General features: G+C 35.0%; 15 protein-coding genes. 6 read left to right on the forward strand and 9 right to left on the reverse strand.

What is annotated here, in order from left to right; all coding sequences use genetic code 11:
* Nucleotides 1–209 precede the first annotated feature (209 nt).
* From IGI47_RS01220 to IGI47_RS01235, 4 genes are all read right to left on the reverse strand, one after another.
* Nucleotides 210–410 (reverse strand): hypothetical protein, encoded by a 201-nt coding sequence (locus IGI47_RS01220; RefSeq protein WP_438783087.1) that lies wholly within the window; start codon nt 408–410, stop codon nt 210–212.
* Entirely contained in the window at nt 411–2,573 is a 2,163-nt protein-coding gene (locus tag IGI47_RS01225) for a peptidase domain-containing ABC transporter (protein ID WP_438783088.1), read from the reverse strand.
* A gap of 68 nt (nt 2,574–2,641) precedes the next feature.
* Entirely contained in the window at nt 2,642–2,791 is a 150-nt protein-coding gene (locus IGI47_RS01230; protein ID WP_373171009.1) for a hypothetical protein, read from the reverse strand.
* Between the two features lie 687 nt (nt 2,792–3,478).
* Nucleotides 3,479–4,165: a cell division ATP-binding protein FtsE gene (locus tag IGI47_RS01235; protein ID WP_142421652.1), complete on the reverse strand. Its 687-nt coding sequence runs from the start codon at nt 4,163–4,165 to the stop codon at nt 3,479–3,481.
* A gap of 858 nt (nt 4,166–5,023) precedes the next feature.
* Here IGI47_RS01235 and IGI47_RS01240 point away from each other — a divergent pair.
* The 3 genes from IGI47_RS01240 (at nt 5,024) to IGI47_RS01250 (ending at nt 9,245) form a co-directional block, all read left to right on the forward strand.
* On the forward strand, nt 5,024–5,818 hold the full coding sequence (locus tag IGI47_RS01240; protein WP_311931320.1) for a MurR/RpiR family transcriptional regulator: 795 nt from the start codon (nt 5,024–5,026) through the stop codon (nt 5,816–5,818).
* Between the two features lies 1 nt (nt 5,819).
* Entirely contained in the window at nt 5,820–7,271 is a 1,452-nt protein-coding gene (locus IGI47_RS01245; protein WP_438783092.1) for a glycoside hydrolase family 1 protein, read from the forward strand.
* A gap of 138 nt (nt 7,272–7,409) precedes the next feature.
* The gene (locus tag IGI47_RS01250; RefSeq protein WP_438783094.1) at nt 7,410–9,245 is read left to right on the forward strand and encodes a beta-glucoside-specific PTS transporter subunit IIABC; all 1,836 of its coding nucleotides are present in this window, start codon (nt 7,410–7,412) and stop codon (nt 9,243–9,245) included.
* A gap of 105 nt (nt 9,246–9,350) precedes the next feature.
* Here IGI47_RS01250 and IGI47_RS01255 read toward each other — a convergent pair whose 3' ends face one another.
* Nucleotides 9,351–9,572 (reverse strand): helix-turn-helix domain-containing protein, encoded by a 222-nt coding sequence (locus IGI47_RS01255; RefSeq protein ID WP_130095940.1) that lies wholly within the window; start codon nt 9,570–9,572, stop codon nt 9,351–9,353.
* Between the two features lie 159 nt (nt 9,573–9,731).
* Here IGI47_RS01255 and IGI47_RS01260 point away from each other — a divergent pair, with 159 nt between their 5' ends.
* The 3 genes from IGI47_RS01260 (at nt 9,732) to IGI47_RS01270 (ending at nt 12,736) form a co-directional block, all read left to right on the forward strand.
* Nucleotides 9,732–10,442 (forward strand): hypothetical protein, encoded by a 711-nt coding sequence (locus IGI47_RS01260; RefSeq protein WP_438783096.1) that lies wholly within the window; start codon nt 9,732–9,734, stop codon nt 10,440–10,442.
* Nucleotides 10,439–11,506 (forward strand): hypothetical protein, encoded by a 1,068-nt coding sequence (locus IGI47_RS01265; RefSeq protein WP_311931316.1) that lies wholly within the window; start codon nt 10,439–10,441, stop codon nt 11,504–11,506. Before IGI47_RS01260 ends, IGI47_RS01265 begins: the two co-directional genes overlap by 4 nt.
* A 165-nt stretch (nt 11,507–11,671) precedes the next feature.
* Entirely contained in the window at nt 11,672–12,736 is a 1,065-nt protein-coding gene (locus IGI47_RS01270) for a hypothetical protein (RefSeq protein ID WP_311931315.1), read from the forward strand.
* Nucleotides 12,737–12,799: 63 nt separating this feature from the next.
* Here the strand turns inward: IGI47_RS01270 and IGI47_RS01275 are convergent, their stop codons facing one another.
* The 4 genes from IGI47_RS01275 to IGI47_RS01290 form a co-directional block, all read right to left on the reverse strand.
* Nucleotides 12,800–13,828 (reverse strand): ATP-binding cassette domain-containing protein, encoded by a 1,029-nt coding sequence (locus IGI47_RS01275; RefSeq protein WP_438783099.1) that lies wholly within the window; start codon nt 13,826–13,828, stop codon nt 12,800–12,802.
* Nucleotides 13,829–14,017: 189 nt separating this feature from the next.
* Nucleotides 14,018–15,046 carry an FUSC family protein gene (locus IGI47_RS01280; RefSeq protein WP_438783101.1) on the reverse strand — a complete coding sequence of 343 codons (1,029 nt, stop codon included), beginning with the start codon at nt 15,044–15,046 and terminating at the stop codon, nt 14,018–14,020.
* A gap of 750 nt (nt 15,047–15,796) precedes the next feature.
* Nucleotides 15,797–16,591, reverse strand: a complete 795-nt coding sequence (locus IGI47_RS01285; protein WP_311931312.1) for an SDR family NAD(P)-dependent oxidoreductase — start codon at nt 16,589–16,591, stop codon at nt 15,797–15,799.
* A gap of 37 nt (nt 16,592–16,628) precedes the next feature.
* The gene (locus IGI47_RS01290; RefSeq protein ID WP_311931311.1) at nt 16,629–17,474 is read right to left on the reverse strand and encodes an aldo/keto reductase; all 846 of its coding nucleotides are present in this window, start codon (nt 17,472–17,474) and stop codon (nt 16,629–16,631) included.
* Nucleotides 17,475–17,860: the final 386 nt, after the last annotated feature.

Here is a 17,860-nt window from a genome sequence, read left to right on the forward strand (position 1 = left end):
CCATTCCAAATTTTTATTATCAAATAGAGATTATATTCATAGCATTTTGATATTTGCTTAAATAATAAAATTAGACTTTCTAGTTTTCTACAAAATGTTCAACATTATCTTGTAAAGTATTTACATTCAAATGTGACATAAAATAATATAATTAATATTCTATACAAAAAAACTTTTCCTGATACTCGACAAAATTCTGTGGTAAAATTCTAATGGGAATGAGGTACAAAAAATTCTGTAATAAAACTAATTACATATGGAACAAAAACTCCTATTAAAACCATTATGATACTTAGCTTTTGACCAAAACTAAGTAAGATTATCTTTTGCCTAAATGAAACTACTCCTATTACTAATCCCACTAATAACAAAAAACTTGCTATATTATATACTATTACTAAAATAGGCATTTATTTCCCTCCATAAAAAAAATCTGTAAATTCATCACATTTGGAAAGAAGATCGGTAAAACTTCCTTCAGATACAATTTTCCCTGATTTTAAAAATACTATTCTATCAAAATAAGTTAGTAATTCTTTATTATGGACAGTTGCTATCACTGTCCTCGCTACGGAACTCTTGATCAAGGTATCAAAAATACTTTTTTCTTTGACTTTATCAATACTACTCGTTGGCTCATCTAGTAAAAGAATTTTTGGTTGATTATAAATTGCTCGAATTAGCGATAATTGTTGTCGTTGCCCTCCTGAAAGATTACTTCCGTTCTCAATAATGCGAGTATCTAATCCTTGTGGAAATTGTTTATCGAACTCACTTATTCCACACTCACATAAAGTATGATTATACTTGCAATAGTCAAAATTATCTGATCCAAAACTTATATTTTCCAATAAAGTTCCTGGAAAAAAATTAGGAGTTTGTTCGACAAAACTGACTTTCATTTTTTCATTGAAAAATTCTTTGTTATATATTATTTTCCCCGAATCTGGAGTATATATACTTATTAATATTTTTAATAAAGTACTCTTACCAGATCCATTTTCCCCAAAAAAGCAAATTTTTTCATTCGGATATATTTTCAAATTAATTTTTTCGACTCCGGTATCATGATAGTTATGAGAATATGAAATGTTTTCTAAAGCCAATAATATTTCTTGTATATTCTCTTTATTTTCCTGAGGTGGTACGGGACAATCTAAAATATCATTTAATTTATTCATACCAACAATAAGCTTCTGAAAATCTGCTTGTATAGACAAAAGACTTTTTATCGGTAAAATGAAAAATGGCATTATCATTTGAAATGATACTAGCTGTCCTATCGAAATAACTTCCTTGGAAACAAGAAATCCCCCATGCAAAACTACTAACAATAGAAAAACATTTTGTATTGTAGCATTTATACTTTGAGACATATTTTTTATTAAGATTTCTCTATGCAAGGTTTGAATCAACTGTTCAACCTTCATAGAGAAATGTATTCTAAAAAAAACACCTTGTTTATAAACTCGACTATTAATACCATTTGAAACAAAAGTACTTATAGCTGTGGTAAGTTCCCCACTTTGTTCTATTTTCAACTTATTAAGTTTATCAATTGGATAGATGAAGAAAATGGACAGAAATAATAACAGTCCTCCCATAATTATTACGATTTTAAACAATCCTGAATTTAAAAAAAATAAAATGAAGCTCGACACCAGTAATGAAAAAATTTCCAACACAAATGTTAAAAAAATACTTGCAAAATTTTGTTGTAAATCAATAACAGTTTGACTTCTACTTAATATATCCCCAATTTGTTTACTTTCCAAAGATGTATATTTTGATTCAAATAAAGCTTTGCTAAATTGATTAAACAAATCCAAAGAAATTTTTCTCGTAAAATTTGCAATGGATCGAGAACGCAAATAATTAAATACAGCTTGCAAAAGATAGATTGTGCTTAATCCAAGGAATATTATCCAAAAATTTTGAATAAAAGGATAGATAATCGTTTCGAAATCATTATCTGGTCTAATACTTGTTCCTGCGTAATAATCAATAGCATATTGATAAAATAGAGAGACTAAAATTGTAATTGAAGATATAACTATAGAAAGCAAGGAGAGCAAAAATAGAGTACGCTTATTTTTGATAAGAATTTCCAAATATTTTGAATAAGGTGCATATGTAGAATCATAAGTAATACCTGGGGGATCTACTACAAGAATACTTTCTCCCCAAATTTTTAAAACATTATCATGAGATATTGATGAATTTCCTTTTGCTGGATCAAAAATTTTCACTTTATTTTTATTTATTTTATTTATTACAACAAAATGGGCCATGTTAGTATTAGTTATGACACTAGCTATACAAGGTAATCTAAATTGTCCTTCTTTGACCCCACATAAGAATTCTGTATATGTACCTTTGAGCGGTGTTGGCTTAAGGCCTAATTTTTTACTAGCTTCCATCAAACCAAAAAGTGTTCCACCGATTTGATCAATTTTTATTAAGTCATTTAGTTCTGGTCTGGAAACCCTAATACCAAACTCTAAACACAAGGTTGCGAGGCATGCACTTGCACAATCACGCTCATCAGTCTGCATAATTCCAGAAATACGCATATCTCCATACTCCCGTCTACAAATAACTAGCATGGTTGCGATGCTAGTTATAATAGTTTATTAGTTTATTAAATTGAAATGAATGGGGCATGCAATATATTTAACTGAGCATGGCGCATCCCATCCGCAGGATTCAATCCCTTCTTTCCGCAAAAAGGAAACCAACAGGTCCAACCTGCTTTTACTACTTTTGTTTCTTCAATTGTCATTAATTTCATTAAATCACCTCCAGAATAGTAAGTAAAAAATATTTAATATAATATTCCGCAACCTAGAAATATTAGTATTAATAAAGTGAATATGTTCTCTTAAACTTCTGAATGCTAACACATTCAATTAGGATTGAAAAAAAAACTAGTATTAGCACAACTACTAATAAAAACAAAAACATAGAAAAAAATATGGCATTTCTATCATATGGATGAACAGCATAAGGTAATATAGAGTTCAGTGATGAAGTTAATTTTAAATTTATACAAATACAAATTATGTAACTAAGAAGAAAACCTTCCATATAAACAAATAAATTTCTCATCAATAGTTCTTTTAATACATACTTCGGGTGAACTCCTAAAAATATTTTTGTTTGGACATCCTCTTTGTTGATTACTTTCATTAGTAGAAATTTATTTCGAAAATCAAATAATATGTAAATAGTAATAGTTATTATTAAAAGTGATATAATATCTCTTCCCACAGATATCTGCATGATCAAAAATGTATTGCTATTCAACCCAATTTGATCGGTATCTATTAATTCCTCTTCCATAATATGAATAAACCGTTGAATGTATTGCTGAAAAAAGATACATTCTAAATAGATTATTCCAACAATCAGTATGGAAATAATATTTCTAATCCCCATCTTGCTTGCGCTTTTCATACTCCTTCGGATAAGGTAGAAATTAGACAAAATAGTTGGAGACACTTTGATCATATACTTTCTCCCCTTTAGCCAATTTAACTACTCTAAAATTTGATTTCTCTATGAAGTAAGGGTCATGAGTGGTCATGATGACTGTAGCGCCAGCTTTGTTCTGCTTTTTGAGTATTTCAAAAACCTTTTTTGAATTTCCCCTATCTAAATTGGATGTGGGTTCATCGGCAATAATGATTTGAGGATCTCCTATTATTGCCCTTGCAATATTTGCTCGTTGTCTTTCACCACCAGATAGATTTTTAGGTAAACTTCTTACTTTTTTGTCTACACCTAATTCCACTGTGACTCTCTCAAGATTTGACTGTATTAACGAAAATGGGTAGCCCAAAAATTCTAACTTGTAAGTGATATTGTCAAATACGGTCCACTCCTCAACAAGTCTTGTATCTTGAAAGATTATCCCCATCGTTCTCCTCAATTTCTGTAATTCCCTGTAGTCATATTGACTTAACTCTTTGTCATTAATTTTTAAACTACCAGAATTATACATTCGCCTTCCTTGAATTAGTTCAAGTAACGCTGTTTTTCCTGATCCACTTTCTCCAATTAAAAAAATGAATTCCCCAATTTTAATCTCTAAATTTATATTTTTTAAAATATTATTACCTTTTTGTTCCATACCAAGATTACTCATACAAATTAGATTACTCACCTTTATGCATACCCCCTAACTCAGTTGGAAAAATTTTTCATAAATCACTTATAAGAAATTATCATAGATAGTAATGTCAGCTACTCAAATCTTTAAAGATATTAGATAATAATAAACTTATTCGCTTATTTATACTTCTCATTTTGTTATTCTTTTACTGTTCTCCTCCTAAACTTAGAAACCATTCTTAATAATAAAAAAGTAAAACCGCCTAGATAAAACAAATAACCCAATCGTTGTTTTTAAATCTGAACAATGCAATTATACCTTTATAAGCCCGTAGTGTAAACGATTTCTATTTGATTTGTATTGTTATAAAAAATTCTTGATATATCATTCTTTTATTAACACAAAAACAAAACATCCTGTATTCATTTTTACTACTGAATATTTCTTAGAACTAACTTTTTTATCTCCAATACAAACTGAATTAAGTGTTCTCAAGAAGATTAAAGATTAAAAATGAAACACCTAAATCATTCCCTCATCTCTTTATTCCGCGAAACCAGATTTTGCTTACCATTGGTGCCTATTCTCACTTGGAGTGAATCTATTCCCTAACTAGTTTCTTTCGAACGAACTTTTCTAACGCTGGCTCATCACACGCAAGCGATTCCTACTTTCATGATACGCTACTTTTATATTTTACTTATTTCCTACCTCTTTCCCGCTCCCTGTGCCATTCCAGTCTTCAATTTCGTCTAAAAAGAAGCAAATTCCATTATTATTTGATAAACTAATCCAAATAAGTCTGACCTGTCTGTCCTCTGCTATTGGGGACACAATCTGCACCCCATTACTCAATAAATTCCGCTATAGTTAAGACAGAATCTAACTTGGCCAAGGGAGATCATAAAAATGGATAATAATCGTTTGAATCTAATCTACAAATTAAACCGTATCGTGAATGAAAATGAAATAGGGTCAGTGGAATATGAACTAGCAAAGTACTTTTTGGAAAATTTCAAATACGTCAAGCAGTGGAACATTTATCAAATCGCTGAAGAAAATCATGTTTCCCGAGCTTCAGTACGTCGTTTTGGAAAATTACTCGGTTATGAAAATTTCTCAGACATGAAAGCGCACGCACAAGAGTTTGATGATGGCGTACTTGAGTTTGAACAATTTTATGGCTACGATCACTTTCTAGATAAACTAGTGATGAATATCACTTCTCTAATGGAGGAATTGAGCATTCGATTCAACACACAAGAAGTCAATCGTCTCGTTAAAATGATCAATGAAAGCCAGCAAGTTGTTATCGTTTGTTCCAGTAATATTGCCGGCGCAGTAAGTACTTTTCAACAGCGAATGATTATTTTCGGAAAACGGATCACTTTGATTACTTCGAAAGAAGAACTTGCGAGTAGTACTTTCTCAAAAGACCGATCATTGCTTATTCTTTTTTCGATTTCTGGATTATTCGTTTCGACACTCGCAGATGAGCTGACTAAGATCGAGGCAAAAAAAGTTTTATTCACAAATAATCGTAATCCGATATACAATAAATATTTTGATAAATTGTATCATCTAAGTGCGCAATACCACGAAGCAGAGATCAATGATCTACTCTATTACACTTACGGCATTCAGTTTGTGCTTGATTTATTGTTCAACGGTTACTTATTGAAGTATAAGAAAGAAGGAAACTAGTATGCATTACAAAGAACAACCAACATTTCCTAAAGACTTTTTATGGGGCGCTTCAAGTGCAGCCTGGCAAGTAGAGGGTGCCGTGGCAGAAGATGGCCGATCACAAGCAACCATTGATTTAAATAGTCAAACAAAAAAGCCATTTACGGATAATTCAATTGCTGCAGATCACTACCATCACTACAAAGAAGATGTGGCTTTGATGAAAAAATGTGGATTCACCTCCTATCGTTTCTCAATTGCTTGGCCCAGAATCTATCCTGATAATTCTGGCGTTCCTAATCAACTAGGAATCGATTTTTACAACAGTCTAATCAATGAACTAATTGAAAATGGTATCACACCGATCGTCACACTGTATCACTACGATATGCCTGTTTGGGTAGATGAAGAGTTCAACGGCTGGTATGGTCGAGAAATCATTGATGCATTCGATCAATATGTTCGTACATGTTTCAATGAATTTGGTGATCGCGTGAAATATTGGTTAGCAATCAATGAACAGAATATGCAGATCGTCTATGGTGACTGGTTAGGTGTTTGTAAATATCCTGACACTTGGTTCGAAGACAAGTGGAAGGTCAATCATATTATGAATCTTTGCCATGCAAAAGCGGTGATTGCTTGCCACGAACTTGTTGAAGATGGCAAAATCGGTCCTGTACCTGGTATGGTGCCTTTCTATCCTGAAACTTGTAAACCAGAGGATCAAATCGCTGCAATGAACGCAGAGGAATTAACCGAAAAAATCTGGAATGATTTTAATGCAAATCGCGAATACAATGGATTTATCAAACGTTACTGGAAAGAATACAATATCGATCCTGACATCCGCCCTGGAGATATGGAATTAGTCGCTAAGGCAAAGATCGATTTCTTTGGTATCAATTGTTACCGTAGTAACGTTGCAAAAGAGTCTCCTTTTGATTCAAAGGCTCAAGCATTAGGATTGAATAAAACCGGAGAAAAAGGTGGTTTTGTTTATCCTAACTATCCAGGAATCTATGCTCAAACACAAAATCCATATGTGGAAACAACGGATTGGGATTGGGAGATCGATCCTGTTGGTATGCGGTACTTGATGCGCTACATGGATGACCATTATCATTTACCAATGGTGATCACTGAAAATGGCTATGGTGCTCATGAATCAGTAGCTGCAGATGGCAAAGTCCATGACCCTGAACGCATCAAATTTTTAAAAGAACAAATTTATCAAATCGGCCTAGCAATTGAAGATGGTGCCAAAGTATTTGGCTACAATCCTTGGTCATTTACAGACCTGTTAAGTACCGGTAACGGTATGGCTAAACGCTATGGATTAGTGTATATCAATACAACGGACGAAGAAGTTCTTGATTTGAAACGTATTCCGAAAGATTCTTTTTATTGGTACAAAGAAGTGATTGCTTCGAATGGCGCCAAAGTAAGTGAAGCAAAAGAACAAGAATAGAAAAACAGATGAGGATGAGAGAGCATATCGTGTGGTCCAAAACTTCTATAGATCTTAACGCACACATTATGTGATCCATCCCTCTTCTCTTTCAACGTTGAAAGCGTTTAATATCCATAAAAAATGAGGGTGGAATCAATGAAGAAATATGATGAACTGATTCAATTTATTCTTGAAAATATCGGTGGAATCAATAATGTGATCAGCGCCAACCACTGCGCAACCCGACTACGTTTAAAATTAGCCGATGTATCTCAACTTGAAGAAGAAAAACTAAAAACAAATCCACTGATCATGGGAATTGTTAAAAGAGAAAATGAGATCCAATTAGTGATTGGACCAGACGTTCCAAAAGTCTATGCGTTGTTTTCTGCACAATTAGATCAAAAAAAAGAACCATCAACCGAGATTCCTACAAAAAAAAGTATCAAAGCGTATGGATCAGCAATTGTCGACTTTATTAGCGGTACCTTTGTTCCTGTCCTTCCAATCTTAGTTGCAGCTGGTTTGGTTTCTGCGGTTCTGAATATTGGTGTTACTTTTTTTGGAATTGGCACAGAAAGTGGCACTTATACGATTTTAAATGCTATTAATAATGCTGGTTTTTATTATTTACCGATTTTTATCGGCTACAGTGCGGCGAAAAAATTGGGGATCAATGGAATGCTAGGTATGTTTTTGGGCGCAATTCTTGTCCATGCCTCCATTGACGGTATCGCAAATTTAGATTTCTTGAGTATTCCTGTCCCAACTACTACCTATAATACAACCACTATTCCAGTGATCTTTGGTGTATTGTTCATGGCTTTGGTTGACCGACTTGGTGATCGATTCATCCCACAAGTGATCAAATATTTTCTCAAACCTCTACTAGTGATTTTGATTACCGTACCTGTCACTTTGATCGTTTTAGGGCCTCTAGGTAACATCGTCGGTAGCTTCATTGCTGACGGATTAAGCTTCATGTATGAACATCTAGGATGGTTATCTGTCGGTATCGTTGGCGCAGTAACACCATTACTAGTAATGACCGGAACAAATCAAGCATTATTCCCACTAGTTTTTGCCATGATGGGAGATTATGGCTATGATTCTTTCGTTCTTCCTGCCATGCTAGCAGCAAATGTGGCAGTTGGTGCAGCTGCACTAGCCATTTCATTTCAAGAAAAGGACACAGATAAACGTTCCTTATCTTTATCTGCTGGTATCACGGGGATCATGGGTGTAACAGAACCTGCGATTTTTGGAGTATTGATCAATTACAGTAGTGCCTTCTTCGGTGCTATCATCGGTGGCGGAATTGGAGGCATTTTGGCTGGGCTGGTCCAATTAAAACAATACGCTGTCGTTTCGCCAGGGATTGCCGCGATCCCTACATTTATCCCAACAGATGGTTCAGGTTTGAATCGTAATTTTTGGTTTTCTATCCTTACGATTCTACTTTCAATGCTCCTATCCTTTGTCGTCACGATCCTTTTACAAAAACAAACGATAAAAAAAGAAAAACTGCAACAAGCCTCTCAAGCAGTAAAAATCTCAAGTCCACTTACAGGAAAGGTCGTACCCTTAGAACAAGTCAACGATCCAATGTTTGCAGATAAGATGATGGGAGATGGGTTAGCTATTTTTCCTACAGAAGGAGAAGTTTGCTCCCCTATTGATGGCTATGTGATCATGACCACACCAACCAAACATGCGATTGGCTTACGGGGAGATAATGGCGTAGAGATTCTCATCCATATCGGGATGGATACAGTCGAATTAAATGGGCGATTCTATGAATTGCACGTGGCAGAAAACCAATACGTCCATGCAGGAGATGCTTTGATCACCGTTGATTTAGAGAATGTTTCTGCTGCCGGTTATGATTTAACGACACCGATTATCGTCACGAACACAGCTGATCATGAACCTTTTGCTAAAACTGTACAAGAAAAAGTACAACGAGAAGATTATTTATTCTCTGTCAATTAGAGAATAACTGGCGTGAAGAACAAAGAAAAGATTATAGAGAGATGGCTGACTGACCGTTCTCTATAATCTTTTTTGGTACTAATGCCTGTTTCATTTCCATTGGTGTCACTTTTTATTCTCACCAACTTTATCAAATAACACTTTGATTTCTTGTTCTGTACACTGATACAAGCAAAAAATTTTATGTAACATTTCGTAAGACGGTCGAGCATTCCCGTTTTCCCATTTTGATACTCCTTGTCTAGAAATATGTAATTGTTTCGCTACAAAAGCTTGAGTATAGCCGTTTTTCTCTCTTTTCTGACGCAACCAACGTGCAAATTCCATCATTTTTGCCTCCCTTATTTGTTTTTCTTCTCCTTTTTATTACCAGTATACCGAAAAAACAGAAATCGAAAGAATAAAGCAACGCTTTGGTTCTTTTTATTTTATTTTAAATAGTATACGCTTTCTTTGTAAATATAATTAGGAAAGGTGGAAAGAGTTATGAAGAAACTATTGATTGCTTGTTTGACTTTAGGACTAGCATTGAGCGGAACATTCGTCAGTGCCACAGAAACATCAAAAATCGATCAGTTGTTGGAATTGCAGCCAGGTTTATCCCGAGAAGAATTAATGGAGGGAATCGAAGAAACAGCAAAAAGCATGGGTACATCAGAGACAGAGGTGATTGACCTCGCCTTGAATGAATTAGAACAGACGATAGCAGAAGAACAAGGAGAATCACGACTACGCGGTGGCAATTCAGGTGCACGTTATTTGACTTCTGCTGATCGAAAGGGGGATATTTTTTATACGCCTTCCTCCACCTTAGGTATTCAGCATGGGCATGTAGGACTTTATCATACAAGAGATTCCATCGTTGAATCTATCCCCTCCACTGGCGTGAGAAGAATATTTTACAAGAGTAGAAATGTTGAAAAAAATGCAGTCATGCAATTGGTGAATACGACACAAGCAAAGAGAAATGCTGCTGCAGATTGGGCAAATTCGCGTGTTGGGAAAGATGCCTATTCTTACAACTTTGTGACTAACCGGCAAACTGCGCATACTGGTGCTAAAAATTGTTCAAAACTGCTTTGGAGTGCTTACATCCAAAAGGCGGGAATCGATATCGACCGAAATGGCGGGACAGGTGTTTACCCAATTGATATACGTGACTCTAGTTATACAAGGACCTATAAAGTGATTCTATGAAAAAATACCCTCTGCTACTGTTCGGTGCTTTTCTTTTCTTTTTATCTAGCTGTACTTTTGATACTACTAATCAAAAAAAAGCTAGTACGTATGACTACTTTTTATATTTCTCCACAACAATGGATAAATATTTGACTTCTGGCAGATTAATCGGAGTTGGCGCTAAAGACCAAGTGTTGTTAAAAACAAGCGGCTTGGAGCTAGGCGGTTTTACGCAATTGGACCAGCAACTCCATTGTTCTGATCGACAATATGATTATATCTATACGCCTAAAACTGGGGAAATCAAAAAAGTAAAGCGAGCAACTAAAGAGCATACCGGCATTAAAACAATGGCGATTGAAGAGACAGTTATTAAACTTTTTAATCATGGGTATTCGGAGAATGGACAATATCATACACATATATATATGAATCAGAAAAATTATCTTATAAAGGAATACATCTACATCGTGGGGAATGACCTAAACAATATTTACACTCTAGGTGAAACAGACTTAAATGAATTATCTCTTAGTCGTCACTACTTCCATCAAGACGAATTAATCAGCGAGTTCATCGGCACATTCCCTAATTCCGAAAGAGAAAGTTATCATTTTTCTTATTATTTGGCAGTTTACCATAATAACCTGTACTCTGTTGTTTTTGATTTGTCTTCTGGTAACCCCTACTTATTTCAATATTCTCTAACGGATCATATGCACAATTTAAAAAATTTAGCTTCAGAGATAAAATTTGAAGACGTAGGATTTTTTTCAGCAAATGGTAGCTTTATTTACAAAGACCAACTCGTCTATTTTTCTGGAAACAACACCATATACTTTATTGACTTAGAAACCGCACAGATCAACAAAAAATATTACACTGATATTGATTTAACTGGACACTTTTTTATTGATTCCATTGATGGACAAATGATTGCAATCGCAAACTATAATGCAGAACATAACATTGATATATGGACACTCGATTTAGCAACTTTCAAAGAAAAAAAGGAACGCACAATAGACACTTCTTTGTGGCGTAGCAATGAATACTTATATGATTTCCAAGTAAGTAAATAAGCACACTCCATTCTTTAAAAAATACCCACTCACGTGATTAGCAAACAATATGCTTAAAGCGGAAATAATAAAAAGAAGCGAATAACAAATTTATTCCTTATTTCTTTTTCTGTACACTGCTGCAAACAAAAGAGCTTAAATAGCATTTCAGAAAGGTGGGATTCTATGAAAAAATACCTTCTGCTACTATCCGGTGCTTTTCTTTTTTTATCTAGCTGTACCTTTCATACTACCGATCAAAAAAATGCTAGTACGTATGACTACTTTTTATATTTCTCCACAACAATGGATAAATATTTGACCTCTGGTAGATTGATCGGAGTTGGTGACAAAAATCAGATGCTGTTAAAAACTAGCGGGCTGGAGTTAGGCAGCTTTACGCAACTGAATCATCAAATCCACACCTCTGATCGTCAATATGACTATATCTATACACCGGAAACAAATGAAGTGATGAAAACAAAACGCACCACAAAAGAGCATACAGGTATTAGCACAATGGTGATTGAAGAAACGGTTGTCAAAATTTTCAATCATGGCTATTCAGACGATGGTTCTTATGGCAATCATTTTTATGTTGATGATAAACACGTCAGTAGAAACAAATTCATTATCGGGCTCGGTCATGATTCCCAACAAATATATACTTTACATGAAGACACAGAAGCTATCCTTCTCTATCAGCATACCTTAGTTGAAGGAGATTTAACCACCCAATTCGCTAGTTCTTTCCCACATGATGAAAATCATGAATACATTTTTGTCTATGACTTGGTTGTCTACAAAGATGGACTATACGGCATTGCCTTCAATTCCGCTAAAGATTATCAAAGCAAACTCTTTCATTATTCTATGGAAGAAAAACAATGTACCTTTACAGACTTATCACCAGACATAACTATCGATAACTCAGGATTTCCTTACTCAAATGGTGGCTTTATCTATAATAATCAGTTGGTGTATCTCGCTAGTGATAGCACCATTTATTTTATTGATTTAGAAACCGGAAAAATCAGCAAACAACACCGAATCACTATCGATCTAACCGGAGTCTTCTTTGTTGATCCTATAGATGAGCAAAACATCGCTATTGCAAGCTATGATCAAGAAAATAACATTGACATTTGGACATTGAATTTAACGACTTTCAACGAAAAAAAAGAGCGTACCGTTCATTCTACTTTATGGCGCAATAATGAACATCTCTATGATTTCCAAGTGAAGAAATAAGTCTATATAGCAACCGAGAAAAGATGACTTTTAAGATCACCTTTTCTCGGTTGCTTCTATTTTTTAATTAGATTGAGGTTTACGATCGCCATTTGTCATTTCATGTTTAAGTTGATCTTGCCATCGTTCAATTGTAATTATTTGATCAAATTTATCTTTGTTTTCAGGAAAAGGATGATGACTGACAATGATCACTGTTAGGTTTGGGTCACTTAGTAATAGGTTTTCGATGATTAAAGCATTCGACCGGTCTAATGAAGAAGTGCCTTCGTCCATTAAAATGAAGTTTTTTTCTTGAATAAACGCTCTTGCCAAGCTTATTCTCTGTTTTTGTCCTCCAGATACATTTTCCCCATTATCGGTGATCAAATCACTTGGTTCCGTTATAAAGTCAATTGCTGCCCGCTTCATTGCCTTTTCAAGTGCACCAGATGGATGATCTTGCCACAAAGTGATATTTTCTTCATAGGTAGCATTGAATAAGTACGTATTTTGGTCAATATACTGTAGAAAAGCAGAAGTATCTACATCTTGTAGTTCTTTCCCATCCAATAAGATCTTTCCACGATAGTTCGTCAATTCTCCAGAAATGAGTTTCAGCAACGTGCTCTTACCTCCGCCGCTTTCTCCAATCAATAAATACTTTTTCCCTTTTTCAATGACGAGATTGATATCTTTTAAAATGGGCTTGTCTTCTTTATAGCCAAAAGTAACTTGTTCTAATTTCACTGTATTGAAATCTGGTAAAAGCTTTTTTTCTTTTTCCGGCTCAACCTCTTCAAAAAAATCTGCGACAATTGGATTAGCAGATTTCAGTTGGATAAACTGTTGTCCTGTTAGTGAAATGGAATTAAAAATATTCGCCGCTAAATTTCCACTAGAACTGATCGCCCCTAGCGTAGTTTGACCAATAATAACTAGATAGCCCCTCAATATATCGACTAAAACTTGACTGACTAAACTAGAAAATACTAGAAAACTTGTCACTTTATTTTTGACTTTAGCGATTTCAACCTTATCTTCGACAAGATTGTTTGAAAATACGCTTATTTTTTCGGGGATGATTTTTAGATTGTTACTATAACGCAACACATTATATCCCTTTAAGATATTGGTCGTTTCTTTCATGAATCGTGAATTACTAGTTGAAAGTTTTTTCCCAATAAATACCAATTGCTTTTATAAATAATTTTGATGTAGTGGATCAAAGACGCCCTTCACATAGAGTCGAAAATATTCTTTCGTGAAACTCTTCCTTGAACCTACTACCTTTACTTACCTTCATTCTTTCAGGCTATTTTTCACAACGGCTAAGTAGTGGCGTAAACCGACATTCATTACCCATGCCGCTCCTAGTCCGATGAAACTTCCCAGCAAAATACCCAAGAAACGATATTCGATCAAAGAAAATAAATACGCATTTCTCATGAGAGTCGAGAGCATCAATGCCATCGGATTTAGAAAAATGTTTGCGACTGCATAGTTTCTTGCTACTAAAAATTGAGAGATCCCATAAAGGAAGGTGATTAAAAAAATCGTTTCTAGTTGCGTAAAAGGGATCAACGACAAAATTGCTGAAACGATCAACCCTAACATCGACCCAATCAGGTATTGGACTTGTCGATGTTTCATCGCATCTAAGTTTTCTGCTAGTAGGATCGATGCACAAGAAAGTGTTAGCCAGTAAGGATTGTGCAGTTTCAAGCCATGGCTAACGTAGACGGAAAGAAAAAGAGCCGCACTATAAAAAACAGAATCAATGATAACTAGTGGATCATGGTGGAAACGTTCTTTTAATGTTGTTGTATCGATTACTTGTTCTGGACGTGTGTCTAATACTTTTGTGATGATGGCTGCAATCAAAGAAAATACAACGCCCATAAAGAAGAACAGCGAAATTTGAGGAAGTTGCGCAATTGGCAAAGTCATACTCGTTCCCATTGCAGACAACATCGCAAAAAATAATCCGCCCGGTTTGGAAATATGAAACAACCGTAAAATAAAACGGCTGGAAAAAGCAACCGTAGCGACGACAAATGGTTCAAGCCACAGGATATAAGTGGATAACACACCTAGCATGAACGCAATGAGTAACCCGCACCCAATAAGCAACATTCGTTTGAGCAAATACTTCATCGGTATGTTTTGGTAATAGAAAAATGTAAAAATCCCTAGTGAAGAAAAGCTAGAAATCAAAAAATTATGATTGATATATCCTAGCCATAACACCAAAAAAATAAGAATCATCAAATTCATGATCCTAAAAGGGTTGTCCTTTATTTTGTTGAATCGAAAATATGTTTTAAGCAATGAATCACTCCTCGTCTAAGATAACTAAAAAGAGGGGCTACCGCAAAACACACCATGAAGCTTTGAAAATCGGCTTTTATATTTGTAAGCAGGTTGGCTTAATTCTGAAGAATCCTCTTTTTAATCTCTTTTTTATAGATAACTTTGAATCGTTCAACTACATAAGTACTATTTTTTGTTTCGCCTATTTCTAACAAACCAGTCTTCGAAATATTCCTTCTAAAACACACATTTCATAAGATTTTCAAACGTGAGTTTTTTTAAGTTTTTCTGTCTATACTTCGCTATGAATAGTGGTTTTATGTATCTGAAAACAGATGCTTTCTTTAGTATAACAGGAGTTTCTTTATTTTTTCTTAACATTGCTTGTTACTTATGTTGTTACCTCTTAATTATTCATCGATTTTTGTATAGCTACAAACATAAAAAGAGCGTGGGACAAAAGTAAAAAACACTTTTGTCTCATTCTTTAAAAACGAATAAACGGTGGGAGCAGAAGCAACTCCTTCTTAAATCAGCCGAAATTCACAAAAATTTAAAAAGCAATTTTCGTTAATTTATTCTTATTTCTCGGAGTTAAACACTTTTGTCCCAGCCTCTTTTTCGTAGCACAAAAAGGCTTCGATTTCGCAGTATATTATGCAAAAGAACGATAGATACAATAGAAAAATAAGTTTCGGACTGCCTGATTCAAAACCCTAAAAACACACAGTGCAACTAGATTCTCAAAAAAGACAGGCAAGCACTCAGTTAAAATATCGTTGGCACCAGACCACCATCGATCCGTAGAGCTTCTCCAGAAAAAGAAGAGGCATAAGGGCTAGCGATAAATGTCACGAAACGTCCTACTTCTTCTGGACGTATCAATCGTTGGATTTGTGACAAAGGTCGATGGTTCTTCATAAAATCAGCTTCCCATTCTTCTTTTGGCAGATCAGATTGTGCGTACATCTCTTCCAGCATAGCTTCTACCCCTTCCGTTAACGTAGAACCTGGCATGATCGTGTTGACCGTAACATGCGTGGCTTTTGTTAATTTAGAGAGACTCTTAGCTAGTGATAGATTCATTGTTTTTGTCATGCTGTATTGAGGCATCTCCCCTGAAGGCATGATGGCTTCTTCACTTGCGATAAAAATGATTCGGCCAAAGTCTTTCTCTAGCATTTTAGGCAGATAATGTTTCGCTAATGCATTTCCAGACAAAACATTGGTTTGGAAAAATCGATTCCAAACAGCATCAGTGATTGCTTCATATTCCATTGGCTGAAAAATCCCCATGTTATTGACTAATACATCTACTTCTGGAAATTGTTCCAATAATTGGTTTCGTGCAGTTTCGTCTGTTATATCAAATGGTGCTGCCTGAGGATTCGTCTGTGGAAATTCTTCTTTCAGTGCTGAAACGACTTTTGCGACATCTTCTGCTTTTCGTCCGTTGATGACTACATCGGCGCCTTCTCTTGCGAACTCTTTTGCAATTGCTTTTCCGATTCCTTTCGTCGAACCTGTGACAAGTACCAGTTTTTTACTTAAACCCATTTCCATGATCAATTACCCCTTTCTCAAAAATAGCTTGTGCAGTCTACTTGAAATCAAATGTGTCTGGATCTGGACCGACACGTAGGTGTTGGTCTAATTCATCGATCATTTGCATCTCTACTTCTGTCAATTCAAAGTCAAATAATGCAGCATTGCTGATCAAACGTTCCGTTTTTACTGATTTCGTCAATACGATGATTTCGTGTTGGATATCCCAACGCAAGACGATCTGGGCGACTGAGCGATGATGATTCTCTGCGATTTCTTGTAAGACTGGTTCTTTTAAGATTTTTCCTTGCATCAATGGGGACCAAGCTTCAATCAAAATATCATTTGCCGCACAAAAAACTTGTAGTTCCTGTTGATTCAACCGAGGATGTAACTCTACTTGATTGACAACGGGTTTGACCGTGGTTTCTAAAAGTAATTTTTCTAAATGATGGATCTCAAAATTACTTACACCGATTGCTTTGATTTTTCCTTCTTCATATAAGTGTTCTAAGGCTTTATATACTTCGATATATTGGTCATCTGTTCCTGGCCAGTGGATCAAATATAAATCGATATAGGTCAATCCTAACTTATTTAAGCTATCTTCAAAAGCAATTAGTGTTTCTTCATAATCAAGACCAGCATTCCAAACTTTTGAAGTAATGAATAGGTCTTCTCTCTTCAAGCCTGTGGCAGCTAGTCCTTCTTTGATCCCTTGACCTGTTCCTTCTTCATTTCCATAAACAGCAGCGGTATCAATCAAGCGATACCCAGTTTTGATGCCTTCAGAAACGATAGCAGCTGTTTGTTCATTGGGTATTTGAAAAACACCTAAACCTAGTCCAGGCATCTTCTTTCCATTATTCAATAAAACTGTATCTTGTAAATTTTTAATCATCACTGAATCTCCTCTCATAGACTGTGATTGACAATTATACAAGACAATCTACCTTTTTAGGAAGTACGCACTTTTAAGTACTATAGGCACTTTAAAGTAACTGTAGAAGAAATATGAGATCAAGCAGCTTACTTTTGACTGATGTTCACAGCACCACACACTTTTCGAAAATTCGAGTACATGCCTTTAATGTGTGTATACATAAAAAAAAAGAGAATATGGGACAAATCTAAAAATCAGGTTTGCTGCAGACTCTCGAATAAACGGCATCCAAAATTCAGGTTTTTCAGAAATTTCAAAAAAAAAAACGAGCAATACAAAAAATGTATTGTTCGTTTTTCTCTCCAATTTCTCAAACCTAAACGATTTTTGTCTTGACCTCTTTA

This window comes from Enterococcus sp. AZ191, assembly GCF_051713845.1.
Lineage (GTDB): Bacteria > Bacillota > Bacilli > Lactobacillales > Enterococcaceae > Enterococcus_B > Enterococcus_B durans.